Raw genomic sequence first — 24092 nt, 5'->3', positions numbered from 1 at the left:
AGGGGCTTCTGATGTCCGTGGTCGACCGGCAGGAATGGGACGTCGTCGTGGTCGGCGCCGGAGGGGCCGGGCTGCGTGCCGCCATCGAGGCCCGAGAGCGCGGTGCGCGTACGGCCGTGATCTGCAAGTCGCTGTTCGGCAAGGCGCACACGGTGATGGCCGAGGGCGGCATCGCGGCCAGCATGGGCAACGCCAACTCGAACGACAACTGGCAGGTCCACTTCCGCGACACCATGCGCGGCGGGAAGTTCCTCAACCAGTGGCGGATGGCCGAACTGCACGCCCAGGAGGCCCCGGACCGGGTCTGGGAGCTGGAGACCTGGGGCGCCCTGTTCGACCGTACGAAGGACGGCCGGATCTCGCAGCGCAACTTCGGCGGTCATGAGTACCCGCGCCTCGCCCACGTCGGCGACCGCACCGGCCTCGAACTGATCCGCACGCTCCAGCAGAAGATCGTCTCGCTCCAGCAGGAGGACCACAAGGAGACCGGCGACTACGAGTCCCGCCTGAAGGTCTACCAGGAGTGCACGGTCACCCGGGTCCTCAAAGACACAGCGTCCAATAGCGGCTCCGCCGCGGGTCGCGTCTCCGGGGTCTTCGCCTACGACCGCGAGACCGGCCGTTTCTTCGTCCTCGAGGCCCCGGCCGTCGTGATCGCGACCGGTGGCATCGGCAAGTCCTTCAAGGTGACGTCGAACTCGTGGGAGTACACCGGCGACGGCCACGCGCTGGCGCTGCTCGCCGGTGCGCCCCTGCTGAACATGGAGTTCGTTCAGTTCCATCCGACCGGCATGGTCTGGCCGCCGTCGGTGAAGGGCATCCTCGTCACCGAGTCGGTGCGCGGTGACGGCGGGGTGCTCAGGAACTCCGAGGGCAAGCGGTTCATGTTCGAGTACATCCCCGACGTCTTCAAGGAGAAGTACGCCCAGTCGGAGGAGGAGGGCGACCGCTGGTACGAGGACCCGGACAACAACCGGCGCCCGCCCGAGCTGCTCCCCCGCGACGAGGTGGCCCGGGCGATCAACTCCGAGGTGAAGGCCGGCCGGGGCTCCCCGCACGGCGGGGTCTTCCTGGACGTCTCGACACGGATGCCCGCCGAGGTCATCCGGCGCCGGCTGCCGTCCATGTACCACCAGTTCAAGGAGCTGGCCGACGTCGACATCACGGCCGAGCCGATGGAGGTCGGGCCGACCTGTCACTACGTGATGGGCGGTATCGCGGTCGAGTCGGACACCGCGGAGGCCCGCGGGGTGCCGGGGCTGTTCGCGGCCGGTGAGGTGGCCGGGGGCATGCACGGCTCGAACCGGCTCGGCGGCAACTCCCTCTCCGACCTGCTGGTGTTCGGACGCCGGGCGGGCTGGCACGCGGCCGAGTACGCGACCGGGCTCGCGGCGGACCGGCCGCCCGTGGACGAGGCCCAGGTCGACGCGGCGGCGGCCGAGGCGCTGCGGCCGTTCTCGGCGGAGGGCGCGGAGCCCGCCGTAGGACCGCCGGAGAACCCGTACACCCTGCATCAGGAGCTCCAGCAGGCCATGAACGACCTGGTCGGCATCATCCGCCGCGAGGGCGAGATGGAGCAGGCCCTGGAGAAGCTGGCGGATCTTCGGGTACGCGCCCGGCGGGCCGGGGTCGAGGGGCACCGGCAGTTCAACCCGGGCTGGCACCTCGCGCTGGACCTCAGGAACATGCTGCTGGTCAGCGAGTGTGTGGCGCGGGCCGCGCTGGAGCGGACCGAGTCGCGCGGCGGCCACACCCGCGAGGACCATCCGGCGATGGACCGCGAGTGGCGCCGGATCAACCTGCTGTGCCAACTGACCGACCCCACAGGCGGGTTGGCGGCGACCGACCCCGTGCGGGGCCAGATCGACCTCACCCGCGAGACCACCGACCCCATCCGCGCCGACCTGCTCTCCCTCTTCGACAAGGAGGAGCTGGTCAAGTACCTCGCCGAAGAGGAGCTGTACGAATGAGCGGCTACACGGCCCACTTCAAGGTGTGGCGGGGCGATGTGAAGGGCGGGGACCTGGAGGACTTCAAGGTCGAGGTCAACGAAGGCGAAGTGGTGCTGGACATCATCCACCGCCTCCAGGCCACCCAGGCGCCCGACCTCGCCGTCCGCTGGAACTGCAAGGCGGGCAAGTGCGGTTCCTGCTCCGCGGAGATCAACGGGCGGCCCCGGCTGATGTGCATGACCCGCATGTCGGTGTTCACCCAGGACGAGACGATCACGGTCACCCCGCTGCGGGCCTTCCCCGTGGTCCGGGACCTGGTCACGAACGTCGGCTTCAACTACCAGAAGGCGCGCGAGGTCCCGGCGTTCGTGCCGCCGCCCGAGCTCGGTCCTGGCGAGTACCGGATGATGCAGGAGGACGTGGACCGGTCACAGGAGTTCCGCAAGTGCATCGAGTGCTTCCTGTGCCAGGACACCTGTCATGTCGTCCGCGACCACGAGGAGAACAAGACGGCGTTCGCGGGCCCGCGCTTCCTGATGCGGGTGGCCGAACTGGACATGCACCCGCTGGACGCGGCCGAGGAGTCCGGCCTGGACCGCAAGAAGACGGCCCAGGACGAGCACGGTCTCGGCTACTGCAACATCACCAAGTGCTGCACGGAGGTCTGCCCCGAGGGCATCAAGATCACCGACAACGCGCTGATTCCGCTGAAGGAACGGGCCGTCGACCGCAAGTACGACCCGCTGGTGTGGCTGGGGTCGAAGATCAGGAGGAGGTCTTCCTAGCCGGCTTCGTGGCCTGCCGCTGGATGTACAGGCCCGCGGCGAACACGGCCATGCCGCTCATCGCGACCGGGAAGTTGCCGTCCGGTCCCTGGAGCGGGCCGACGAACAGAAACGTGCCGATCCCGGCCATGGCGACCAGGGTGCCGTAGCCCCACACGCGGGGCCGCAGCACCTTGGCCTGCCCGGGGCCCGGCATGATCCACCCGGTGGTGATCGCGGCGACGGAGAGCACCGCTCCGATCGCCAGGACCAGGACCGCCAGGATCTCCAGTACGTCGTGCATACGGATCATCGTCCCATGAGCTCCAGCACCCTGACCAGGTTGGATTCCGCGATCTCCCGCATCCGGTCCGGGTTCGGGAAGTCGCCCTCGATCAGGCGGAGGGGGCCGGCGACCAGGGACACGTGCATGGCGAGGCGGTACAGGCGCATCCGGTCCTCGTCCAGGCCGGGGGCGCGCAGGACGTCGTAGTACTGCGGTCCGAAGCGGATGTGCAGGAAGACGTGCTCCCACTCGACGTCGAAGTACATGAGCCCTTCGATGTCGATGAGGGCGGGCCTGCCCTGGTCGTCCAACAGGACGTGGTCGGCGCCGAGTTCGCCGTGGACGAGGGTGTGCCGGGCACGGGGCCGGACGGCTGCGGCGAGCCGTCGGACGGTCTCCTCGAGCTCCTCCCGTACGCCGGCGATCCGTTCGTCCCGTACGGCGGCCTGCTCGATGTGGCGCAGGGCGCCCTCGGTGATGCGCCGGGCGGCCGAACCCGACGACGAGGTGCCGCCGTTGTCGACGAGTCCGACCTTGCCGAAGGCGGGGCCCTCCTGCGCGTGCAGAGACCCGAGTTCGGCGGCCAGCAGCTCCAGCGCGGCGCGACCGGCGACCGGGTCCCGCTCCAGGGCCTCCTCCAGACTGCCGCCCCGCATGTCCTGGACGACCACGGCGTCCATGGTGGTGTCGGCGTACAGGAGGCGGGGGGTGCGCACGCCGGCCGCGACCAGCCGGTCGTGGGCGGCCGTGAACACGTCGGGACCGGTGCCGGCGGAGAAGGGGTCGCGGGGGTCGGAGGGGCCGGCGTCCCAGAAGTCCTCGTCCGGCGACCAGACGTAGGCGACGACCGTCGTGCCGTCGTCGAGGGCCAGCCGGTAGACACCCTTCTTGCTGCCACCGCGGAGCCGGGTGACGCCGGTGAGGGCGCGGCCGGTCGCGGCGCGGGCGAGGGGGGCGAGGTCGTCGCGGGTGAGGTGTCTGCGGGTGGTGGTCATTCGGCAGATCGTTTCAGTGCGGTACGCCGCCGCAGGTGGTTTTCTAACGGACCCAGTCCGTCTCGTACGCCGTCCAGTCCGCCTCCGTGGCCGCGAAGTCGACGTACAGCGCCACGCCGAAGTTCGCGCGGTCCGCGTCCGTGCGGGAGAGCCCGAGGCGGACGCCTCGGACCGCCGCGGGGACGGTCTCGGCGGCGGCGCGGTGGCCCAGCTTGGTCTCGTGGAAGAAGGGGAGGCCCATCAGGAGGTCGGTCGAGGCCGGGGTGACTTCGAGGGCGAGCGAGGTCTGCTGGGCGACATAGCCGCCGTAGAGGCTCTCCAGGGGCATGGCGGTGTCGTACGACATCACCGCGATCTGGTCGACCCGGCGCGCGACCTGGCCGAAGTAGGCCTGCGACCACCACTTGGGGTGCCCGGTGAGCGTGCCCGCGACGGAGTGCAGTGCGGGGAGCGGGTCGATCTGGTGGGCGGCGACGGAGAGGGGCACGCCGTGGGCGCGGGTGACCTGGTGGAGGGCGTCGAGGAGGTCGAGATAGTCCTTGTCGCCGGAGTGCAGGGGCTCCAGGTCGAAGTGGGCGCCGTCGAACCCGGCGTCGAGGATCTGACGGGTGGACCGTACGACGGCGGCGCGGGTGTCCTTCTCGGAGAGGCGCAGCCCGTCCGGGCTCTCGGTGGCGAGCTTGTCGCCGAGCCAGGCCTGCACCCGGATGCCAGGGGCCGCCTTGTGCACGGCGCCGATCAGCCACCGCGCCTTCGGGTACGCCGACCCGGGCAGCGTCCCGTCGTGTTCCAGGGGCCCCGCGTGGACGTACAGGTCCCGGATCCCGGTGTCCCGCAGGCGCCGGGCGAGGGCGGTGACGTCGGCGTCGGTCCTGCGCCCGTCCACCCAGGCGTGCCCGAGCCAGATCGCGTCCTTGCCCCGGGTGCGGGTGCCGTCCGCGGGGTCGCCGGCGTAGTTGAGGCGGAGGGCGACGGCGACGGTGAGGAGAGGAAGGAGGACGACGAGCGCGAGCGCGATCAAGCCCCGGCGGAGCCGGCGTCGGCGCCTGGGCTTCGGCGCCGGCGCCTCCTTCTCCGCCTCGCCGTCCCCGTCGACCTGTATGTCCCGTACCTCTGACATCCGCTCCCCCACTCTCCTCGCGTACCCCCACCCGTCCCGCCCCGCTCGCGCCCCCGCATTCCGGCCCATACGCTCCGAAACGTGACGCCATCCTTGATACGGGGCCGACCGCGGCAGGGCCGCTCGCACATGTCCGCGCGGGTGGCACATTCCCTGCTGGGTGTGGTCGCCGGGGTCATGTGGCTGGTGTTGCCGTGGATGACGATCAACGACGACGCTCCGGTTGCAGGCGCGCGCACGAGCGCCGCCGCCCCGGCGGAGGACGAGTCCTCCGGCACCGACCTCGTCCTGCCGGTGGCCGCGCTCGCCGTGGTGCTCGCCCTCGCCGCCTACGGCTCCGTCCGCCGGATACGCCGCACCCGCAGCCGTACGACCCCGGCGGCCACCGGCACGACCCACGTCGGCGCGTATCCCGCTCCCGGGAGCCAGCCCCCGCTCGCCGACCTCGACCACCGCTCCCGGGCCGCACTGGCCGACGCCGACAACCGCCTGCGCGCCTTCCGGGAGGAACTCCCCTTTGCCGAAGCCGTGTTCGGCCCCGAGTCGGTGTCCCCCTTCGCGACGGCGGCCGGTGCGGCGGAGGCCGAACTGTCGGCCGCGTGCGCGATACGGCGGCGGTACGAGGAAGGCGTACCGGAGGAGGCGGCCGCCCTCGCCGGAGTCGTGGGCCGCTGCGAGGAGGCCGAGCGGCGGCTGACCACCGCCGGGAAGAGCCTGCGCACTCTCCGGGCGCTGGACCGTGACCCCGCCGCGGCCCTGGCGTCGGCCGAGGCCCGCTTCCGTGAGCTGACCGCGCGCACGGCCGGGGCGGAGGTGACGCCCCTGGACGACTCCGTCACCGGGTATCTCGAGCTGGCCAAGGACGGCCTGGTCACCGCCACCGTGCACCTCAACCAGACCCACCAGGCCACCGCCTCCGGCAGGCCTGACGAGGCGGCCCACCACCTCCGCGCGGCGGAGACCGCGATCTCCCGGGCGGACGTGCTGGTGACGGCCGTGGCCCGGCTGCGCTCGGCGCTCACCGAGGCCGCCCGGCTGATCCCGCCCGCGCTCACGGGCGCGGAGGCGGAGCTGGCCCCCTTCCGCGACAGCACCGCGTACGAGGGCGAGACCTACGCCCGGCTTCTGCACGCCGACGCGGTCCTGGCCGCCGTACGACAGGAGGCGACGTCCGGACAGCCGTACAGCCCCCTCGGCGTCCTGCGTCGGATCGTGCAGGCGACCGCACCCCTGGCGACCGGCCGGTCCGGGGTGCTCGCGGTGGCTGCGCTGCTGGTCGCCCGGGAGTCGGTGGCCGCGGCGGACGACTACGTCACCGTCCACCGCGAGGCCGTCGGTGCCGCACCCCGCGTCCTGCTGTCGCAGGCTCGGCTCACCGACGATCTCCCGCGGGCGGACGCCCTGGCCCGCGAGGCGCGTGACCTCGCCGAACAGGACGTACGCCTGCGCGGGCACCCCGCCTAGAAACAGGCTCAGGCCTCAGAACAGGCTGAGCAACGCCTCCGCCGGATCCACCATGCCGTTCTGCCCGTCGGGCAACGGCAGTTCGAACCACACCGTCTTGCCGCGCGGGGTACGGCGGGAGCCCCAGGCCGCGCTGAGGAGGCCGACCAGTTGCAGGCCCCGGCCGCCCTCGTCGGTGTCACGGGCGCGGCGGCGGCGCGGCTGGACGAGTCCGGAGTCCCAGACCTCGCAGACCAGGGTGCGGTCCAGCAGGAGCCGTAGCCGGATGTCACCCTCGCCGTACCGCAGGGCGTTGGTGACGAGCTCGCTGACCAGGAGTTCCGTGGTGTCGACCAGGGGTTCCAGGTCCCAGCTCAGCAGCTGGCCGCGTGCGTACTCCCGGGCCCGGCCCACACTGCGGGGCTCGCGCGGCAGGGTCCAGTCGCCGACCGAGTCGGCGGGCAGGCCCTGGACACGTGCCATCAGCAGTGCGATGTCGTCCTCGCCGTGGTGGGTGTCGAGGGTGTTGAGGACGTGGTCGCAGACATCCTCCAGGGGGGCGGAGGGGTCGGTGAGCGCTCCTACGAAGGCCTGGAGACCTTCGTCGAGGGGGTGATCGCGGCTTTCGACCAGTCCATCCGTGTAGAGCGCGAGCAGGGCGCCTTCGGGTAGGTCGACCTCGACCTCCTCGAAGGGCTCGCCACCGACGCCGAGCGGCATGCCGGGCGGCACGTCGAGCATCAGCGCGTCCTCGCCGGGCTCCACCAGGACGGGCGGGAGGTGTCCCGCGTTGGCGAAGGTGCAGCGGCGGGTCACCGAGTCGTAGACGGCGTAGACGCAGGTCGCCAGGTACACCTCGGACAGGTCCGCCTCACGGGGGCGGCGGGCCGCCCGGGTGGCCTGCTGGACACCGCCGGGTGCGCCGAGACCGCGGGCGATCTCGTCCAACGCGCTGAGCACCTCGGCCGGTTCGAGGTCCAGGAGGGCCAGGGTGCGCACGGCGGACCGCAGTTCGCCCATCGCCACCGCCGCCCGCAGACCACGGCCCATCACGTCACCGACCACCAACGCCGTACGGTGTCCCGGCAGTTCGATGACGTCGAACCAGTCACCGCCGACCTCGCTGGGCCGGTCCGCGGAGGAGTCGCCGGGCAGATAGCGGCAGGCGATGTCCAGGCCGGAGGCGACCGGGTCGCCGGGGGGCAGCAGGGACCGCTGCAGTATCAGCGCCCGCTCGTGCTCCCGCCGGTACAGGCGCGCGTTGTCGATACAGACCGCCGCCCGCGCCGCCAGCTCCACCGCGAGATCCCGGTCCCGGTCCCCGAACGGCTCGCTGCCCTTGGTCCGGGCGAACTGCGCGAGGCCTACGACGGTGTCGTGGGCGACCATCGGCACGGCGAGCGTGGACTGCACGAGGCCGCCCTCCTCGGCCGGGATGTACTGCGGGCGCGCGGTGCGCAGGGCGTCCGCGCAGGACGAGTTGAAGGGGTAGTGGTGGACGGCGCCGACCGCGACGGGGTCACCGGAGCCGATGAAGGGGGCGTCGGAGACCGCGCTGGCGAAGGCGACCCGGCGGAGTTCCGCACTGCCGTCGGCGAGGCCCGGCGGGGTCTCGTCGCCGGCCAGGAGTCCCTGGTAGAGGTCGACGGTGGCCAGGTCACAGAAGCCGGGGACGACGACGTCGAGGAGTTCGCGGGCCGTGGTCTCCAGGTCGAGGGAGTTGCCTATGCGGGCGCCTGCCTCGTTCAGGAGGGCGAGATTGCGCCGGGCGGCGGCCGCTTCGCGGGCGGCGGCCCGGCGGGCGGTGATGTCGGTTCCCAGCCAGGCGATGCCGATGGGCCGGCCGGACCCGCTGCGCACCCGGTACAGGTTGATGGACCAGTGGCGGCGCTCGTCGGAGCCCGGCAGAAAGCCCGTGACGTGCATGTCGGTGATGGAGTCGCCGGTCTCCAGGACCCGGCGCAGGGTCGCGGAGACGCGCTCGGCCTCGGGGCGCGGCAGATAGTCGTGGACGCCCTTGCCCCGGTGGTCGTCCGGGCTGCCGCCGAAGAGGGAGGCGAAACGGTAGTTGACGCGGCGAACCCGCAGGTCGGGGTCGATCAGCACGAATCCGAAGGGAGATTGACCGAAAATCGCCTGCGAGGCGGCGAGGTCGGTCTCGATGCTGCGCAGCGTGCGCACGTCGACGACGATGCAGACGGCGGCCTTCTCGCCCTCCTCGGTCCGCGTCGGCATCACATAGACCTCGGCGAGGCCCTCCCGGCCGGACTCACCGTCGGCCGCCGACGCGGGCACCCGGAAGGGCACCACACCGGTCCACTCGCGGCCGTCCAGGATCTCCGCCATCTTGCGCTGGCCCTGCGCGCGCAGGTCCGGGTCGATGAAGGCCTCGATGGGGTCCATGCCGACGGCGTGCTCGGCGGGGATGCCGAAGAGCTGCTCGGCACGCAGACTCCACTGCTCCACCAGACCGTCGGGGCCTATGGAGAAGGACGCGACCTTGATGTAGTCGTAGATCGAGCCGGGCGGGCTGCTCTGCCACATGGCGTCACCGGACGGCGGCTCGCCGGGACGGACATGCGCCACGGCATCATCCGCGGCCTCCGCCCTCGCGCCGCCCAACGGGTCATTCGACTCCGTGGCCTTCGCTGGTATCTCGCTCACGCGAACCGTCCCCTCCAGCTCACCGCGTCCGGTACCGGTCACCGGGGGCGGCTGCCCGCAGTATCCAGCACTACGGCGCCGCACAACACGGTGTTCACGATCACAGCACGATCCCGACGGTTTTCGGTCCGGGCTGCGACAACACTTCCAGTCTTCTAACCAGCGGACACCTCCTCGAATCACGTCTGCCGACAACCGCCACTGGCCTGAACCAGTCGATGGACAGGGGTGGGGGTGCCGTACAGGTGTTCTTCACCGGGATCAGGTCCTGTTCATCCCGGCACCGAGAGTTCGAACCAGACCGTCTTGCCCGTCGCGCCGGGACGGGTGCCCCAGCGGCGGGCCGCGTGGGCGACCAGTTGGAGACCGCGGCCGCTCTCGTCCTCCAGGGCGGCGACACGTTCGCGGGGCGGGTCGGGGAGGGGGTCGGAGACCTCCACCAGGAGGACGCCGTCGACGGCCTCGGGGCGGACCAGACGGACGCCGATGGGGCCGGTGGCGTGCCGCAGGGCGTTGGTCACCAGCTCACTGACCAGCAGGGCGGCGATGTCGGCGAGGCCGTCGAGATTCCAGGCGGCCAGCCGGTCCCGGACGGCCGTCCGGGCAGCGCGGACGGCGCCCGGGTCCGCCGGGAACGTCCACTTGGCGCAGTCGCCTTCGGTGTCGATCACGCCGATCACATCCCGGGCCAGCCCATGTCCGCTTTCGTGGGGTTAAGGGGCACATACCCGATATCAGGGCTGCGGTACCGCGCCGAACGGCGTAACACAGGGCGCCTAAGAGCCCGCGCCCCTGAGTCTCTCCAGTATGCGAATCGCTTCCACGTCCTGGTCGAGCCAGTTCACGTCCCAGATCTCGCCCGGGGCGAGCCAGCGCAGTTCGTCGTGATCCTGCAAGGGCTTGGGGTCCGGGGAGGTCGGGACGAGGTGGGCCGTCCAGGCCTGGAGGACGTACGGCGACTTGAGGGGCCATTCGCCGGGGATGCGCGCCACGACCTCCGCCTCCACGCCCAGCTCCTCTCGAAGCTCGCGCACGAGGGCCGCCTCGGACGACTCCCCCTCCTCCACCTTGCCTCCGGGCAGTTCCCATCGGCCGGCCAGAACAGGAGGGGCGCTGCGGCGGGCTGCGAGGAGGCGGTCGCCGTCGTACAGGGCGGCCGCCACCACCACGATCCGTTCCGTCATGCGCCGGAGCCTACGGGAGGCTCCTCAGTCGGCCGAACTCGCGCCGTTCTGGCTGATGCGCTCGACCCAGTAGAGCTGCTTGTGGCCGCGGGCATCGAGGCTGTCGGCGATCTTCTGGGCCTCGGCACGGGTCGCGTACCTGCCCACACGGTAGCGATTGCCGTTGTCGTCCTGCCGTATGACGAGCCAGGGAAGAGTGATCGTGCCGTCGTTCATTGCGCCCCACCGCTCCTTCCCGACCTGCGTCGAGCCCCACCCGATAAGGAAACCGCACTCCGCATATGCCCGAGCCTACGCCCAACCTTTACGCAGCGAATACGCGTTTGCACAAAGAGGTACGCAACCAGCCAGGACGGACTCCTCCGACAGGGGCGCGCAGCCGTGAACGCGCCCCCGGTGGGCGGTGATGCCTCCGGTCAGGGGCACCTCTGGAACTGGGGTGTCGACCTGCGAGAACGGCCGAATTCGAACGGCGTTCGCCTGCGGGCCCCTTGAGTGCTCGCCCGGGGCAACTTCCCCGGGGCGCGCGCTACTTCACCGGGAGGTGGTACGCGACCTGGTAGCGGTCGGCCGGAATGACCACGTCGGCCGTCTCCACCGGGCGACCCGAGGCGTAGTAGGTGCGGTGGACCACGAGGACGACATGGCCGGGGACACCGCCCAGGGCGAGCAACTCCTCGGCCAGGCCGGGACGGGCGCCCACCTCCTCGGTGACGTTGTCCACGACGACGTCGATGGCTGCCATGCGCTCGACCACGCCCATGCCGCCGAGGGGGCCCTCCTCGGGGAGCATCACGGGAGTGCGGCCGGTGACAGCGAGGGGCTCCCAGGAGGTGGAGAGCATCATCGGCTCACCGGCCTCCCGGAAGACGTACTTCGTGCACATCAGGCGGTCGCCGGGCCGGATGTCGAGCCGCTGGGCGATGGCGGCCGACGCCTCGGTCTGCGCGCTGCTGGACTCCCAGGTGCCGCGCCCCTCCCCGTCGGCCTGCTCCTGCCGGAAGGGCGTGGCGCCGGAGGCCGGGCGGTAGCCGGAGCGGGCGATGCGGCGGGGCACGGGTTGCTCCCGGACGTACGTCCCGGAGCCGGAGCGACCCTCGACCAGACCCTCTGCCATCAGCACCTTGCGCGCCTCCAGCGCGACGGTGTCCGAGACGCCGTACTCCTCGCGGATCCTGGCCTGGGACGGCAGGCGGGTGTGCGGTGGCAGCGAACCGTCGACGATCTTCTTGCGGAGATCACCCGCGACGCGCAGGTACGCCGGCTGCTCACCGAATGTCACTGGCCGCTCCCATCAGGTTGTACAGACAGCAACAGCGTGGCAACCGTGGGTTGGGCCATGCAAGCAAAGGCCAGAGAATCACTCGATGTGATGACATGTTCCGCTGGGGGTCTTTACGCAGGCACTTTCTCCCCGCTATGGCCGCGCTCACACCTTGAGTTCGCCGCCGCCCGACTCGCCGCCGCCGTCGTCGCCCCCGTCGTCGTACGTCGGCCGCTTGGTGGCGAGCCCCAGAGCCTTGCGTGCGGTGACCGTGCTGGGGCCGTCGACGTACGCGTAGCCCTTGTCGTAATGGATGTAGAAGGTGTCCACGTCGTCGTCCTCGGCCGCGGCGACCGCCTTCGCCCACTCGGCGCGCGCGTCCTCCATGTCCTTCACCAGGGCCGCGACCGGCTTGTCGGCAGCGGCCGGCCAGGACGGCGCGCGCAGGGCCTTGATCTGCTTGTTAAGGCTGTCGTAGACGTCCCGCGACCACTTCCGATAGCCGGGCAGGTCGTCCTCGGGGTAGTCCTCGGGCTCCTCCCACAACACGGTGTCCATGGCGTTGAGGGACTTCAGGAGGGTGATCTGGTACGTGTCGAGGGTGGTCTCGTCGGCACGCAGCGAGCCGGTCAGGGTGGCCTTCTCGTCGGTGTTGCCGAAGATGCAGCTGACCTCGCGGTCGCCGAGGCGCCAGCTCTGCCGGGTGGGGCCGAAGTAGTACACGTCGACGTCGCCGGGGAGCGCCCAGGTGTCCATGACGTAGGCGTCCTGGAGGGGGTAGCACTTGTCGTCGGCCGCGTCGGAGACCGCGCCGTCGCCCGGGAAGCCGTCGCCGCCGGTCATCTTGAACTCGCCGAACACCTCGCCGTCGTGCTCACCCGCGCAGGGCACCTCGTCGACGTCGTAGGTGAGGCCTTCGAGGGACTCCCCCGGCGCATCGAAGCACTGGCCCTTCACCACCGAGAAGGTCGTGCCCTCGCTCGCGCCCTTCTTGAACTCCTCCCAGGCGTCGGAGAGCCCCCCGGTGGCGAGCACCGTCACCCACAGGGCGAGTCCGAGCGACGACAGGATCGACCCCACGATCGCCAGGGCCTTGCCGGACTGGCCCTTCTTCTTGATCTGCACCAGCGCGATCACACCCAGCACCAGTCCCAGCGCCGGGAAGCAGCACAGGACGCCGAGGACCAGGGAGGCGACAGCGAGTCCGTTGACCGACGACGGGCGGGCGTAGGGGCTGTAGCCCTGTCCCCAGGTCTGGTACGGCGGGCCATAGGGTTGCCCGTACGGCTGTCCGTACGGCTGCTGCCCATACGGCTGTTGTCCCTGCGGCGGCGGCCCGTACGGGTCCGGGACCGGGGACGGCCCCTGGGCGGGGTCGGGCTGGTGGGGCCCAGGGGGCGGGGGTATGGACACGGGTACCGTGCTCCTGGTTCAGCAGTGGCGGGGAACTGACGTACGACAGGGCGCATGGTATGCGCGGGGCGGGCGGGGGTGGAATGCCGATCACGGGTGCGACGACCCAGGCGGTGAACGGGCTGACGGCACGGTGGGCGGGGGTGTCTTCCGGGGGGACCGTGTTCTCCGCCGCCGGGGTGTGGCCGCTGCTGGCCTTCCTGGCCGACGGGGCGCGGGGTCCGGCGCGGGCCGAGCTGGCGGGGGCGCTCGGAGTGCCCGCGGAGCAAGCGGCCGCGGTGGCGCGGGAGTTGCTCGCGGGACTGGCCGAATCGGAGGCGCTGGACTCGGCTCTGGGACTGTGGACCAGGCGGACGCTGGAGCTGCGCGAGGAGTGGGAGGCCGGGCTGCCCACCGACGCGCTCGGGGTCATCACCGGCGATCCCGCCCTCGATCAGCGGGAGATGGATGCCTGGGCCGCGAAGCGGACGGGTGGGCTGATCGAGCGGATGCCGGTGGAGGTGCGGGACGACACCGAACTGGTGCTGGCGAGCGCACTGGCTCTGCGGACCACGTGGCTGCGGCCCTTCGAGGTGCGTCCGGTACGGCCGTCCGCGGGCCCCTGGCAGGGCCGGACCCTGCGCGGCCTCCACCGCCGGAGCGTGCGGCTGGACCGGGTCGGTGTCGTGACCGCACCCGAGGGCCGGGTCACCGAGGTGAAGGTGCTCGGCGACAACGGCATCGACGTCCATCTCCTGCTCGGGGACGAGCACATGACACCGGGTCAGGTGATGGCGGCGGGGGCGGGCTTGCTCGACGGCACGTGTCCGGTCGTACGGGGGTCGTTGCTTCCGCACGGGCCGGCGGGGCCGGGTCTGCGGGTCGAGGAGCGGCCGTGTGCCGGCCCGCAGCAACCGACGCTGGAGGTGACGACGGCGGCGTTCGAGGCGCGGGCGCACCACGATCTGCTGGACCTGCACGGACTGTTCGGCCTCACCGCGGCTCGGGACGCGCGGCAGGGTCACTTCGCCGGCATCAGCGCCGCACCCCTGGCCGTCGGCTCCGCCCGGCAGTCCGTCCTGGCCCGCTTTGACGCGCTCGGCTTCGAGGCGGCCGCGGTGACCGCGGTCGCGGCGGCGCCGGGTGGGCCGCCGCCCACCCCCCGACACACGTCGACCGTCGTCACGGCCACCTTCGACCGCCCCTTCGCCTTCCTCGCCGTACACCGGGAGACCCGGCTGGCGATGACGGCGGGCTGGGTGACGGACCCGGCACCGTTCCGCTAGCCGCGCTGCGGGCTGGGCGATGGGGTGGGGACGGAACCGGCGCCACTCCGGTGGCCGCCCAGCGGACTCAGTCGCCGAAGACGGTGACCCGGACGGCCTCGCCCCGGCGACGGGATGCGGGACAGAACCGGCCGCCGCTCCGGTGGCTGCCCCCCCCCAGCGGCCTCAGTCGTCGAAGGCGGTCGCCCGGGTGGTCTTTTCCCAGGTGGCCACGTCGTTCCGTACGGCGTCGAGGTGGTCGAGTACGGCGGTCACCGCGTCGTCGCCGAGGGGCAGCCGCAGTGGGGTCTCCTCGGCGTCGAGGGCGGCGCGGATCAGGGCCGCCGCCTTCGCGGGGTCGCCGGCCTGGGTGCCGTCGCCGCCGGAGACGGCCCCGCGGGTCTCGCTCACCTTGGCGTAGACGCCGCTGTCGGCGCTGGCCCCCGCGCGGCTCGCTTCGAACAGCGAGGTGCGGAAGGCCCCCGGCTCCACGATCAGCACCTTGATGCCGAACTCCCGCACCTCGTCGGCAAGCCCCTCGGACATGCCCTCCAGCGCGAACTTCGTCCCGCTGTACGCCGAGAAGCCCGCGAAGGACAGCTGCCCGCCCATGCTGCTCATCTGCACGATCGCGCCCGAACGCCGCTCGCGCATGGCCGGCAGCACCGCCCGCGTGAGCGCCGCCGGTCCGAAGACATGCAGGTCGAACAGCTCACGCAGTTCGGCGTCGGTGGTCTCCTCGAAGGCGCCGACATGGGTCCGGCCCGCGTTGTTGACCAGCACGTCGATCCGTCCGTGCCGGGCCACCACATCCCGTACGACGGCCTCCGCGGCGGACATGTCGGTCACGTCCAGACGCACCGCCTCCACCTGGTCGGGGTGGGCGGCCACGAGGTCGTCCAGCGCCTCGGGCCTGCGGACCGCGCCCACCACGACATCGCCGTCGGCCAGGGCCGCCTCGGCGATCGCCCGCCCGAATCCGCTGCTCGCGCCCGTGATCAGCCAGACCTTGTTCATCACGACTCCTCTTCTCGAGTTGTTCCACGAACCAGCCTGCTGCCGAAGTCGGTTGCCCGTCCAAGACCCAGGGTGATAACCGATGGCTATGACGACCGACGTGCATGTACGGGACCTGCGTTACTTCCTGGCGGTGGCCGAGGAACTGCACTTCACGCGCGCGGCCGAACGGCTGTACGTGTCACAGCCCGCGCTGAGCAAGCAGATCCGTGCGCTGGAGCGGCAGTTGGGCGTGGAGCTGTTACGGCGGGACCCGCGGGGCGTCCTGCTCACCGAGGCGGGTCAGGCGCTGCTGCCGCACGCCCGGCAGGTGCTGGCGGCCTGGGCGGCGGCGGACGCCGCGATGGCGACGGCCCGGGCGGCGGAGCGCGGCACGCTCGTGGTGGGCATGAGCACCAGCCCCGGCCGCGGCGGTCTGCTCCCGGCGATCCGCTCCCGCTTCACGGCCGCGCATCCGGAGGCGGTCGTACGGCTGCGGCAGATGAGCTGGCAGGACCCCACCGCGGGCCTGGCGGACGGCGAGACCGAGGTCGCGTTCGTCTGGCTGCCGCTGCCCGACGAGGAGCGCTACGGATGGACCGTGGTCGCCGAGGAGCCCCGCCTGGTCGCCCTCCCCGACAACCATCCGCTCGCCGCCCGCGAGGAGGTCGACTTCGCCGACCTGGCCGACGAACCGTTCCTCGCCCTGCCACCGAGCACCGGCCCGCTGCGCGACTTCTGGCTCGCCCTCGACGAACGGTCCGGCCGCCCGCCCCGCATCGGCGCGGAGATCGCCGGCACGGAGGAGACGTACGAGGCCCTCGTCGCGGGCCTGGGCATCTGCCTCGTGGCCGCCGGCAATGCCCCCCTGATCACGCTGGGCGGCGTGGTCACCCGGCCGGTCCGCGGAATCGGCCCGAGCAGATTCGTACTTGCTTGGCGCAAGCAGGACGGGGGGCGGGCGCTGGTGCGGGGGTATACGGAGGCGTGCCGGGCGGTGGTGGGGGGCTGAGGGGGCGTGGGTCCGGGGCGGGGGGCGTCTGCGCGGGTCTTCTGCGCGGGGCGCCTCCACTCGGCATCGGCGCCGGGCAGCAACCGATGCAGTCGCAGGGGCCGTCTCCGAGGAGCAGGCCTCCTTCGGTAACGCGGTTCTCAGGACGGAGTACTCAGCTCGGCGACTGAGAGCGCGTCAGCCCTGGGAGCGGGGACCGCCACCGTGCCGTTGAGGATCGCGTCCAGGGTCTGGCGAACCTCGCGGCCCGGGCCGACCGCGAGCCCCTCCCCCAGTCGGCGGACGAGCCGCGCGTACACCGCTTGGGCGTCATGAGTGCGGCCCTCGCCGTGCAGCGCCGACATCAGAAGGGCGACTCCGCGCTCCCGGAGCGGATGCTCCCCGACGTGCCGCAGCAGGCGCGGGATCACTCCGCCGGCGTGACCGGTCGCGATCGACAGGGCGAAGTACTCCTCGGCCGCGATCGCCCGCTGCTCTTCCAGTGCCGCCGCGTGCGAGGCGAAGCTCGGCACGTCGAGCCCGTCGTACACGCCGCCGCGCCACAACGCCAGCGCACGTTCGTACAGGCCGAGGCTCGACTCCGTCCGGCCCAGCGCCTTCGCCGACTCGGCCTCGGCGCAGAGCCGGGAGAACACGACGTGGTCGATCCGTTCGGCCTCGATGCCGAACACGTATCCGTCCCGAACCCGGTCGAGACACACATCGCCGGCGCTCGAGGCCGCGATCGCCCGCCGAATGGAGCCGAGGCAGTTCATCACCTGCTCACGCGCCGTCCGCGGGGGGTCGTCGCCCCACAGCGCGTCGATGAGCGTATGCATGGAAATGAATGCGTTCGGTCGCGTCACCAGAACGGAAAGAATGACCCACTCACGCCTGCGATTCACGCCGATACTGGACCGGAGAGGCTCAGCGTAGGGCTGCCCGAGAATCCCGAAGTCGGGCATCGGCCATCCTTTCGACAGGGTGCGGAGCCAAAAGGCGCGCCGGATGCCGATGAATTCACGCGTCCGCGCCCTCGAAAGTATATGTGACACAGGATTAGTTTTCGCGCACGAGTATGACTCTTTGGGACTCTTTGGGGCTTTCTTGACACCCGCCCCCTTCTGGCAAAGTCAGTAAATCCGGACTCCTCCCGGCGATGGCCTGGCGATGGGGCGGCGATGGAGCGAGCTGCCATCTTCGTACGCATCGGCTCACCGGCAGGGAGAAGGACCACCCTATGGATCAGATGGTTCTCAAAGCACAGCAATGGGTCAATGCAACATACACAGGCGTATCCGGGTACAACCCGTGCACCGAGAACGGAATGACGGGCTGGGAGACGATCTACTGCCTCACGCGGGCACTCCAGCACGAGCTCGGCATCACCTCGCTGTCCGACAACTTCGGGCCGACAACATGGGCGGATCTGAACGCCTACGGCCCGGTCGGGCGGGACTCCGACAACATCAACATGCGGACCATCGCGGAGGCGGCCCTCTACTGCAAGGGCTACAGCGGCGGCGAAATCGACGGCGGCTTCAACGTGGACACCGGCGCCGGCCTGACCGCGCTGGTGGCGGACATGGGTCTGCCGGGTCCGGAGGTGCCCGACTCCCAGATCTACAACGTGGAGCCGAAGGTCTTCAAGGCGCTGCTGACCATGGACGCGTACGTGCTCACGTCCGGCGGCTCCAGCATGATCCAGACGTGCCAACGGTGGCTGAACGACGCCTATTACGGGAAGGGCCAGTTCTTCATCGGGCCGTGCGACGGCCACTTCTCCCGCAATGTGCAACAGGCTCTGGTCCTGGCCATCCAGTACCAAATGGGTCTGACGGACAGCCAGGTGACGGGCTCGCTCGGTCCGACCACCGAGGGGGCGCTCAAGACGACCGCGTACGTGTCCAGCGGCTCGCAGGACTCGGGGGACGCCGGATGGGTCCGGTTGTTCCAGTGTGCGGTCGCGTTCAACAACTACGACAACCACTGGGGGGACGGCGGCGGGACGTTCACCTCCGACCTGGTGGCCACGGTGACGGCTTTCCAGAAGTTCTCTTCGCTCGACGCCACCGGCGCGGCCGATTACGAGACCTGGATGTCACTGCTGGTCTCGACCGGGGACCCGGACCGCAAGGGCACCGCCTTCGACTGCATGTATCCACTGAACGCGACGACGATCCAGACGGTGAAGAGCAACGGATACACGACCGTCGGCCGCTATCTCATAGGCGGCACGAACAAGGTCCTGACCAACTCCGAGATCGCGCTCATTTTCGACAACGGCCTTTCCCTCTTCCCGATCTATCAGGACGAGGGAAACGCGCTCATTGACTTCAGTTACCCGCAAGGTGTGGCGGCCGGAAACGACGCGGCCGAAGCAGCGATCACCTTCGGTATCCCGTACGGCACCGTCATCTATTTCTCGGTCGATTTCGACGCGACCGACGACGACATCACCAGCGCGATCATCCCGCACTTCCAGGGCGTCAACAACGGCATGGCCGCGATGGGCAGCCAGTACGCGATCGGTGTGTACGGATGCCGCAACACCTGCATCCGCCTCGCGGCCGAGGGTCTCACCACCCGGAGCTTCGTCAGCGGCATGTCGACCGGCTACAGCGGCAACCTCGGCTATCCGCTCCCCGACAACTGGGCCTTCGACCAGATCAAGGACTTCACGCTGGCCTCCGGCACCAGCGGCGCGGTGGAGATCGACAACGACATCGCCTCCGGCATGGACCCGGGCGTCGACAGCGTGACCCGGCCGCGCGATCCCAACGACGCCTTCTACACGTACATGATCTGGGTGGAGGCCAGGGCCGGCCAGTGGATCGACCAAGGGCACACCGACCGGTCCGCGCAGGAGCTGGTCGCGCAGTACCTCCGGGCCCGTACGTCACAGTATGTGTTCACGGGTTCCGACACGGTCTTCGGTGAGCTGGACCAGGGCTTCATCGATTTCGTGAACACCTATCCCGACGAGCCGTACGCGGGCCCGCTGCGCGACCCCGATCTGCTGTGGGACTCCGACGTCGACCACTTCGGCGCGTCCTGCGGCGCCGTCATCACCAGCGGGATCCCGGGCGACCTCACGTCGTCCAACCTGACGGACTTCGGGAGCTGGGGCGGCGATCTCGTCAGCGTGCTGGCGCAGTTCTACCTGAGCGGGCTCTCCGACGACCAGGCGTACACCTACGCCGCGGGTCAGATCGGCGGCAAGGGCGACAACACGTACTTCTCGCTCAACGACCTCCTCGCCGACATGGACGCCTATGTTCTGGGCTATCCCGTCAAGCAGGGTTCCAGTCAGCCACTGTCGACGGGTTTCAAGGCCGGCTACGCGTCGCCCACCGCGGCCACGGCCCGGCGGTCGACGTTCTACTCGATCCGTTTCGGCAGCTCGCCCGCGACGGTGGCGGCCGCCGCCATGAGCGCCATGACCAGCGACGCCGCCGACCCGGAGATGGCCGCCATCCGGGATGCCTTCTGGGTCAAGACGACCAAATCGGTGACCTGCCCGACTCCCGGGTCCATGTCCGACGCCGCGCTGTCCGGTGTGGCGGACGCCTTCAAGGACGCCATCGTCCAGTACTGCGCATGAGGAATCGAGGATGTGACATGTTCGACCCGAAGGTCAGTCGTCGGCAGGTGCTGGTACTCGGAGGTCTGACGCTGGGCGTCGGCGCCGTCACCGTTGCCGGTCCGGGCCCGGCATGGGCCGACACCGCGGCCGCAGCCGGCGTGGAGTTGGTCCCGGTCGGCGCGAGCCCGGTCGCGGTCCTGGCGGGCGTCGGTGTCCAACCGGCCGCGTTCCCCAGACAGCTGGCCGTGCAGGTCAAGCACGCGGGCACGGATCTGCCCGCCGGGACCCAGGTGGCCATCAGCTACGACCCCCGGCTGTACTCCCCGCTGCCCGCGGCCGTCGCCACCGTGGGCGACCGCCGGCTGCGCGCCACGAGTACCGTCTCCACCGACCCCAGGACCTCGGTCACCGCCTGCACGGTCACCTTGACCGAGGCCCTCCCCGCAGGCAGCGACCCGGTGGTCGTCGTGGGGACCGCGTTCCCCGTGCTCTACCCGTACGACCTGGTCGCCGGGCCGGCCGGTGCCACCGCGGCCGTGCACCACAAGAACGTGAGACCGACTGACCGGAGCCTCCAGCCCGGACGTCCGCACGCCTTCGGCGGAGTGGCCACGCCGTGGGGCCTGGAGGTCAGCGGGGTGTGGAACCGCTGCGAGTGGGCGAACGGCAAGCGGTGGTACTACTACCCGGCGCGGATCACGCTGAACAGCGTCGGGCCGGGCACGGCACCCGTGGCCGCCTCATTCTCCGTCGCGCTGGACCCCCAGGTCGTCTCCGACGTCAGGATCGTCAGCGCCCGGCTCAACAACAAGGTGCACGACGCGGGGGTGCGGCTCCTCTCCGACACCCGGACCGCATCTCTGTTCGAAACCCGCTGGGCCACGCGAGTGAAGCTCAAGTCAGGCGACCGGCTCGACCTGGAGCTTGCGGTGAGGACTCGGAAGCCGACGGGTGACCTGCCGACCGTCAAGCACCCGACGGTAGGCTTGATCAACATGGGCGACCACATCACCCAGCGGCAGACCGGCCGGACCTCGATGTCGCGGAGCGATTCAGAGTGGACATAGTCCCTGGTTACGTGTTCATCCTGCCGGCGGTGATCGTCGTGGGATGGATCCTGTCGTGGTGGGGAGCCCGACGGGTCCGGTGGATCCTGCTGTCCGCCGCGGGCGTCGTCTCCGTGCTCTGCGTCGTCATCGGCTGGCAGGCGATGGGGCCGCCGGCGGACCCGCGGACCGTCAGCTGCTCGTCCACCTGGGCGTGCACGGATCCGGGTTCGCTCTACCTGGTCGCGGCCGGACTGCTCGGTTTCGGATGCTGCCTTGTGCTGTTGATCCTCGCGATCCTGGGCGAGGCGATGGTGATCTGGAGGAGACGCCGGACCTCCGACTGACGCGGGGGCTCGAGGTCAGCGGCGGGTGGAGCCGCCGTGAACGGGCGTGGCGAGCGAGGTGGATGCGGTGGGGCGTGCTGTGCGCCGGGGCCGTCATCTTCTGGAGTCCGTGAACTCAGCACGCTGAAGGGCTTCCGGTGATGGGTGCTCCAGCGGGAATCCACGATCCCGCTGGAGTACAGAGAATCCGAGAGTCACACGTTGAAGCGGAACTCCACCACGTCCCCGTCCTGCATCACGTACTCCTTGCCCTCCATGCGCGCCTTGCCCTTCGCGCGGGCCTCGGCGACCGATCCCATCTCCACCAGGTCGTCGAAGGAGATGACCTCCGCCTTGATGAAGCCCTTCTGGAAGTCGGTGTGGATGACTCCGGCGGCCTCGGGGGCGGTGGCGCCCTTCTTGATGGTCCAGGCGCGGGACTCCTTGGGGCCGGCCGTGAGGTAGGTCTGCAGGCCGAGAGTGTTGAAGCCGACGCGGGCGAGAGTGGCGAGGCCCGGCTCCTCGGCGCCGACCGACTCCAGGAGCTCCATCGCGTCCTCCTCGTCGAGCTCGGCGAGGTCCGCCTCCAGCTTGGCGTTGAGGAAGATCGCCTCGGCAGGGGCTACCAGGGCGCGCTGCTCGTCCTTGAAGGACTCGTCGACCAGCTCGTCCTCGTCGACGTTGAAGACGTACAGGAAGGGCTTCGTCGTCAGCAGGTGCAGGTCGTGCAGGAGTTCCTCGTTGCCGGAGCCCTGGACGATGCCCGCCGAGAAGAGGGTGTCGCCCTTCTCCAGGATCTCCTTCGCCGCTTCCACCGCGGCGACCTTCGGGGCGATGTCCTTCTTGATCCGCGACTCCTTCTGGAGGCGGGGCAGGACCTTCTCGATGGTCTGGAGGTCGGCGAGGATCAGCTCGGTGTTGATCGTCTCGATGTCGTCCTTGGGCGAGACCTTGCCGTCGACGTGCACGACGTTCTCGTCCTTGAAGGCACGGATGACCTGGCAGATCGCGTCCGACTCACGGATGTTCGCGAGGAACTTGTTGCCCAGGCCCTCGCCCTCGGAGGCGCCCTTCACGATGCCCGCGATGTCCACGAAGTCGACGGTGGCCGGAATGATCTTCTGGGAGGAAAAGATCTCGGCCAGTTTCGCCAGCCGCGGGTCCGGGACGCCGACCACGCCGACGTTCGGCTCGATCGTGGCGAACGGGTAGTTGGCCGCCAGCACGTCGTTCTTGGTCAGGGCGTTGAACAGGGTCGACTTGCCGACATTCGGCAGACCGACGATTCCGATCGTGAGCGACACGTTGCGACTTCCCGTACGTGAGAGGAGACGTGAGGAGACTGGCGGCCAGGGGGCCGATCCACCAGTCTACGGCGTGCCGCAGCACGCTCCGGCTGACCTCTCGAACGCATGGCCAAGGTCTTTCGCACCGCGTGTCCGAGGAGCGATTCCACACATAAACAGACCTAGGTTGGTCCAGTGGAGCAACACAGGACCCGCCCCCCGCACAACGGAACGCGACGCCCGGCCCCGGGAGCACCGCTGCCCGCGCAGGCCCGCGGTGAGCGACAGCCGGCGGCGCCCCGCCGTCCCCCGCCGCCCGTGGTCCAGACGCTGCGACGGTTCCCCAACCCCCGGCTCACCGGGCTCGGCGGCGGCCTGTTCTGCGCCGGGCTGATGTGCGCGCTCGGCTTCCTCGTCTCGCTGCTGTTCGGCTCGTCGCTGACGGTGTACGGCGTGCTGTTCGTGCCGGTGAGCGTACTGACGGCGGTCTGGATGCGCCGGGGCGATCTACTGACCGCCCCGATCATCGTCCCGATCGCCTTCGCCGCCGGGCTCGTCCCGGTCGCCGACAGCAGCGGCGGCACCTCGGGCCGCCTGATGGGCCTGTTCACCGCGCTGGCCACGCAGGCCGGCTGGCTCTACGCCGGCACGCTGGCCGCCGGCATCATCGCGCTGGTCCGCAGGATCCGCCTGGTACGGAGCCGCTCGCGCTGACGAGGACCGGCGGGCGGTACGAAGGGGGACAGTGGCCGGCCCGCTCCCTAACCCTCCACCGCCCTCATCGCCGCCCCCACGATCCCCGCGTTGTTCTGCAGCTGTGCCGGGACGATCTCGGCCTTGATGCCCTCGATGTGCGGCAGGAACTTCTGGGCCTTGCGGCTGACGCCGCCGCCGATGATGAACAGTTCGGGCGAGAACAGCATCTCGACATGGGCGAGGTACTTCTGGACGCGGTGGGCCCAGTGCTCCCAGGTGAGCTCCTCGTCCTCCCTGGCCTTGCTGGAGGCCTTCTTCTCGGCGTCGTGGCCGTGCAGCTCCAGGTGGCCCAGCTCGGTGTTGGGGACGAGGACGCCGTCGACGAAGACCGCGCTGCCGATGCCGGTGCCGAAGGTGAGCAGTATGACGGTGCCCTTGCGGTCCTTGCCCGCGCCGAAGTTCATCTCGGCGACGCCCGCCGCGTCCGCGTCGTTGACGACGGTCACCGGGAGTCCGCCGAGCCGCTCGCTGAACAACGCGCGCGCGTCGGTGTCGATCCAGCTCTTGTCGACATTGGCCGCCGTACGGATCGTCGAGCCGCCGGTGACCACGCCCGGGAAGGTCAGGCCGACCGGCCCCGTCCACCCGAAGTGGTCCACGACCTGCTTCACCCCGTCGGCCACGCCGTCGGGCGTCGCCGGGTGCGGGGTGAACACTTTGTGGCGCTCCTGGGTGAGGTCGCCCTTGTCCAGGTCCACAGGGGCGCCCTTGATCCCGGATCCGCCGATGTCCAAGCCGAAGATCTGCATGGCCCTACGTTACGACGGACGACTGAC

General features: G+C 70.4%; 22 protein-coding genes. 9 read left to right on the top strand and 13 right to left on the bottom strand.

The annotated features are described in order from the left end of the window. Window positions 1-11 precede the first annotated feature (11 nt). Both RNB18_RS39985 and RNB18_RS39980 read left to right on the top strand, forming a co-directional pair. A complete protein-coding gene (locus tag RNB18_RS39985) occupies window positions 12-1970 on the top strand; it encodes a fumarate reductase/succinate dehydrogenase flavoprotein subunit (protein WP_311719013.1) in 1959 nt (652 codons plus the stop codon). Further along, entirely contained in the window at window positions 1967-2737 is a 771-nt protein-coding gene (locus tag RNB18_RS39980; protein ID WP_311719012.1) for a succinate dehydrogenase/fumarate reductase iron-sulfur subunit, read from the top strand. Before RNB18_RS39985 ends, RNB18_RS39980 begins: the two co-directional genes overlap by 4 nt. Here the strand turns inward: RNB18_RS39980 and RNB18_RS39975 are convergent. Genes RNB18_RS39975 through RNB18_RS39965 form a run of 3 tightly spaced genes read right to left on the bottom strand, consistent with a single transcriptional unit; the run spans window position 2718 to window position 5117 of the window. Then, window positions 2718-3020 carry a hypothetical protein gene (locus tag RNB18_RS39975; RefSeq protein ID WP_311719011.1) on the bottom strand — a complete coding sequence of 101 codons (303 nt, stop codon included), beginning with the start codon at window positions 3018-3020 and terminating at the stop codon, window positions 2718-2720. The genes RNB18_RS39980 and RNB18_RS39975 overlap by 20 nt on opposite strands. A 5-nt stretch (window positions 3021-3025) precedes the next feature. Then, a complete protein-coding gene (locus tag RNB18_RS39970) occupies window positions 3026-3997 on the bottom strand; it encodes a phosphotransferase family protein (RefSeq protein ID WP_311719010.1) in 972 nt (323 codons plus the stop codon). A 43-nt stretch (window positions 3998-4040) separates the two neighbouring features. Then, window positions 4041-5117, bottom strand: a complete 1077-nt coding sequence (locus RNB18_RS39965) for a glycoside hydrolase family 18 protein (RefSeq protein ID WP_311719009.1) — start codon at window positions 5115-5117, stop codon at window positions 4041-4043. Between the two features lie 81 nt (window positions 5118-5198). Between RNB18_RS39965 and RNB18_RS39960 the strand changes: the two genes are divergently transcribed. Further along, complete coding sequence (locus tag RNB18_RS39960) at window positions 5199-6581, top strand: hypothetical protein (RefSeq protein ID WP_311719008.1); 1383 nt, start codon at window positions 5199-5201, stop codon at window positions 6579-6581. 15 nt (window positions 6582-6596) lie between these two features. On the opposite strand, the gene RNB18_RS39955 is transcribed toward RNB18_RS39960, so the two are convergent. From RNB18_RS39955 to RNB18_RS39930, 6 genes are all read right to left on the bottom strand, one after another. Continuing rightward, window positions 6597-9224: a SpoIIE family protein phosphatase gene (locus RNB18_RS39955; protein ID WP_311719006.1), complete on the bottom strand. Its 2628-nt coding sequence runs from the start codon at window positions 9222-9224 to the stop codon at window positions 6597-6599. 272 nt (window positions 9225-9496) lie between these two features. After that, complete coding sequence (locus tag RNB18_RS39950) at window positions 9497-9904, bottom strand: ATP-binding protein (protein WP_311719005.1); 408 nt, start codon at window positions 9902-9904, stop codon at window positions 9497-9499. Window positions 9905-10000: 96 nt separating this feature from the next. Then, window positions 10001-10408 carry a (deoxy)nucleoside triphosphate pyrophosphohydrolase gene (locus tag RNB18_RS39945; protein WP_311719004.1) on the bottom strand — a complete coding sequence of 136 codons (408 nt, stop codon included), beginning with the start codon at window positions 10406-10408 and terminating at the stop codon, window positions 10001-10003. A gap of 24 nt (window positions 10409-10432) precedes the next feature. Then, window positions 10433-10624, bottom strand: a complete 192-nt coding sequence (locus tag RNB18_RS39940; RefSeq protein ID WP_069763326.1) for an SPOR domain-containing protein — start codon at window positions 10622-10624, stop codon at window positions 10433-10435. Window positions 10625-10937: 313 nt separating this feature from the next. Further along, a complete protein-coding gene (locus RNB18_RS39935; protein WP_311719003.1) occupies window positions 10938-11690 on the bottom strand; it encodes a GntR family transcriptional regulator in 753 nt (250 codons plus the stop codon). Between the two features lie 147 nt (window positions 11691-11837). Continuing rightward, window positions 11838-13085 (bottom strand): DUF4190 domain-containing protein, encoded by a 1248-nt coding sequence (locus RNB18_RS39930; protein ID WP_311719002.1) that lies wholly within the window; start codon window positions 13083-13085, stop codon window positions 11838-11840. Window positions 13086-13168: 83 nt separating this feature from the next. Between RNB18_RS39930 and RNB18_RS39925 the strand changes: the two genes are divergently transcribed. Next, a complete protein-coding gene (locus tag RNB18_RS39925) occupies window positions 13169-14350 on the top strand; it encodes a serpin family protein (RefSeq protein WP_311719001.1) in 1182 nt (393 codons plus the stop codon). A gap of 165 nt (window positions 14351-14515) precedes the next feature. On the opposite strand, the gene RNB18_RS39920 is transcribed toward RNB18_RS39925, so the two are convergent. Continuing rightward, window positions 14516-15346: an oxidoreductase gene (locus RNB18_RS39920; RefSeq protein WP_311719000.1), complete on the bottom strand. Its 831-nt coding sequence runs from the start codon at window positions 15344-15346 to the stop codon at window positions 14516-14518. 82 nt (window positions 15347-15428) lie between these two features. Here RNB18_RS39920 and RNB18_RS39915 point away from each other — a divergent pair, with 82 nt between their 5' ends. Further along, window positions 15429-16337: a LysR family transcriptional regulator gene (locus RNB18_RS39915; protein ID WP_311718999.1), complete on the top strand. Its 909-nt coding sequence runs from the start codon at window positions 15429-15431 to the stop codon at window positions 16335-16337. A gap of 140 nt (window positions 16338-16477) precedes the next feature. Here RNB18_RS39915 and RNB18_RS39910 read toward each other — a convergent pair whose 3' ends face one another. After that, window positions 16478-17281 carry an AfsR/SARP family transcriptional regulator gene (locus tag RNB18_RS39910; RefSeq protein ID WP_311718998.1) on the bottom strand — a complete coding sequence of 268 codons (804 nt, stop codon included), beginning with the start codon at window positions 17279-17281 and terminating at the stop codon, window positions 16478-16480. A 362-nt stretch (window positions 17282-17643) separates the two neighbouring features. Between RNB18_RS39910 and RNB18_RS39905 the strand changes: the two genes are divergently transcribed. Genes RNB18_RS39905 through RNB18_RS39895 form a run of 3 tightly spaced genes read left to right on the top strand, consistent with a single transcriptional unit; the run spans window position 17644 to window position 21295 of the window. Beyond that, window positions 17644-19920, top strand: a complete 2277-nt coding sequence (locus tag RNB18_RS39905) for a glycoside hydrolase domain-containing protein (RefSeq protein ID WP_311718997.1) — start codon at window positions 17644-17646, stop codon at window positions 19918-19920. A gap of 17 nt (window positions 19921-19937) precedes the next feature. After that, window positions 19938-20969 carry a hypothetical protein gene (locus RNB18_RS39900; protein ID WP_311718996.1) on the top strand — a complete coding sequence of 344 codons (1032 nt, stop codon included), beginning with the start codon at window positions 19938-19940 and terminating at the stop codon, window positions 20967-20969. After that, the gene (locus RNB18_RS39895; RefSeq protein ID WP_311718995.1) at window positions 20960-21295 is read left to right on the top strand and encodes a hypothetical protein; all 336 of its coding nucleotides are present in this window, start codon (window positions 20960-20962) and stop codon (window positions 21293-21295) included. The genes RNB18_RS39900 and RNB18_RS39895 overlap by 10 nt, the downstream gene beginning before the upstream one ends. Before the next feature lie 194 nt (window positions 21296-21489). Here RNB18_RS39895 and ychF read toward each other — a convergent pair whose 3' ends face one another. Further along, complete coding sequence (gene ychF, locus RNB18_RS39890; RefSeq protein ID WP_311718994.1) at window positions 21490-22578, bottom strand: redox-regulated ATPase YchF; 1089 nt, start codon at window positions 22576-22578, stop codon at window positions 21490-21492. 300 nt (window positions 22579-22878) lie between these two features. Here ychF and RNB18_RS39885 point away from each other — a divergent pair, with 300 nt between their 5' ends. Then, window positions 22879-23274, top strand: coding sequence for a DUF6542 domain-containing protein (locus tag RNB18_RS39885; RefSeq protein WP_394817751.1), 396 nt, complete (start codon window positions 22879-22881; stop codon window positions 23272-23274). Window positions 23275-23321: 47 nt separating this feature from the next. Here the strand turns inward: RNB18_RS39885 and ppgK are convergent, their stop codons facing one another. Beyond that, window positions 23322-24065 (bottom strand): polyphosphate--glucose phosphotransferase, encoded by a 744-nt coding sequence (gene ppgK / locus RNB18_RS39880; RefSeq protein WP_311718992.1) that lies wholly within the window; start codon window positions 24063-24065, stop codon window positions 23322-23324. Window positions 24066-24092 lie beyond the last annotated feature (27 nt).

Source organism: Streptomyces doebereineriae (assembly GCF_031845645.1).
Lineage (GTDB): Bacteria > Actinomycetota > Actinomycetes > Streptomycetales > Streptomycetaceae > Streptomyces > Streptomyces canus.
Note: the sequence above shows the minus strand (reverse complement) of the source record. Positions and strands in the feature narration are given on the sequence as shown.

What these genes read in the sequence shown, in the direction of transcription:
- RNB18_RS39985 (WP_311719013.1), top strand. Translation starts at nt 12, where the DNA reads ATGTCCGTGGTCGACCGGCAGGAATGGGACGTCGTCGTGGTCGGCGCC.
- RNB18_RS39980 (WP_311719012.1), top strand. Translation starts at nt 1,967, where the DNA reads ATGAGCGGCTACACGGCCCACTTCAAGGTGTGGCGGGGCGATGTGAAG.
- RNB18_RS39975 (WP_311719011.1), bottom strand. Translation starts at nt 3,020, where the DNA reads ATGCACGACGTACTGGAGATCCTGGCGGTCCTGGTCCTGGCGATCGGA.
- RNB18_RS39970 (WP_311719010.1), bottom strand. Translation starts at nt 3,997, where the DNA reads ATGACCACCACCCGCAGACACCTCACCCGCGACGACCTCGCCCCCCTC.
- RNB18_RS39965 (WP_311719009.1), bottom strand. Translation starts at nt 5,117, where the DNA reads ATGTCAGAGGTACGGGACATACAGGTCGACGGGGACGGCGAGGCGGAG.
- RNB18_RS39945 (WP_311719004.1), bottom strand. Translation starts at nt 10,408, where the DNA reads ATGACGGAACGGATCGTGGTGGTGGCGGCCGCCCTGTACGACGGCGAC.
- RNB18_RS39940 (WP_069763326.1), bottom strand. Translation starts at nt 10,624, where the DNA reads ATGAACGACGGCACGATCACTCTTCCCTGGCTCGTCATACGGCAGGAC.
- RNB18_RS39925 (WP_311719001.1), top strand. Translation starts at nt 13,169, where the DNA reads ATGCCGATCACGGGTGCGACGACCCAGGCGGTGAACGGGCTGACGGCA.
- RNB18_RS39920 (WP_311719000.1), bottom strand. Translation starts at nt 15,346, where the DNA reads ATGAACAAGGTCTGGCTGATCACGGGCGCGAGCAGCGGATTCGGGCGG.
- RNB18_RS39915 (WP_311718999.1), top strand. Translation starts at nt 15,429, where the DNA reads ATGGCTATGACGACCGACGTGCATGTACGGGACCTGCGTTACTTCCTG.
- RNB18_RS39910 (WP_311718998.1), bottom strand. Translation starts at nt 17,281, where the DNA reads ATGCCCGACTTCGGGATTCTCGGGCAGCCCTACGCTGAGCCTCTCCGG.
- RNB18_RS39905 (WP_311718997.1), top strand. Translation starts at nt 17,644, where the DNA reads ATGACGGGCTGGGAGACGATCTACTGCCTCACGCGGGCACTCCAGCAC.
- RNB18_RS39900 (WP_311718996.1), top strand. Translation starts at nt 19,938, where the DNA reads ATGTTCGACCCGAAGGTCAGTCGTCGGCAGGTGCTGGTACTCGGAGGT.
- ppgK (WP_311718992.1), bottom strand. Translation starts at nt 24,065, where the DNA reads ATGCAGATCTTCGGCTTGGACATCGGCGGATCCGGGATCAAGGGCGCC.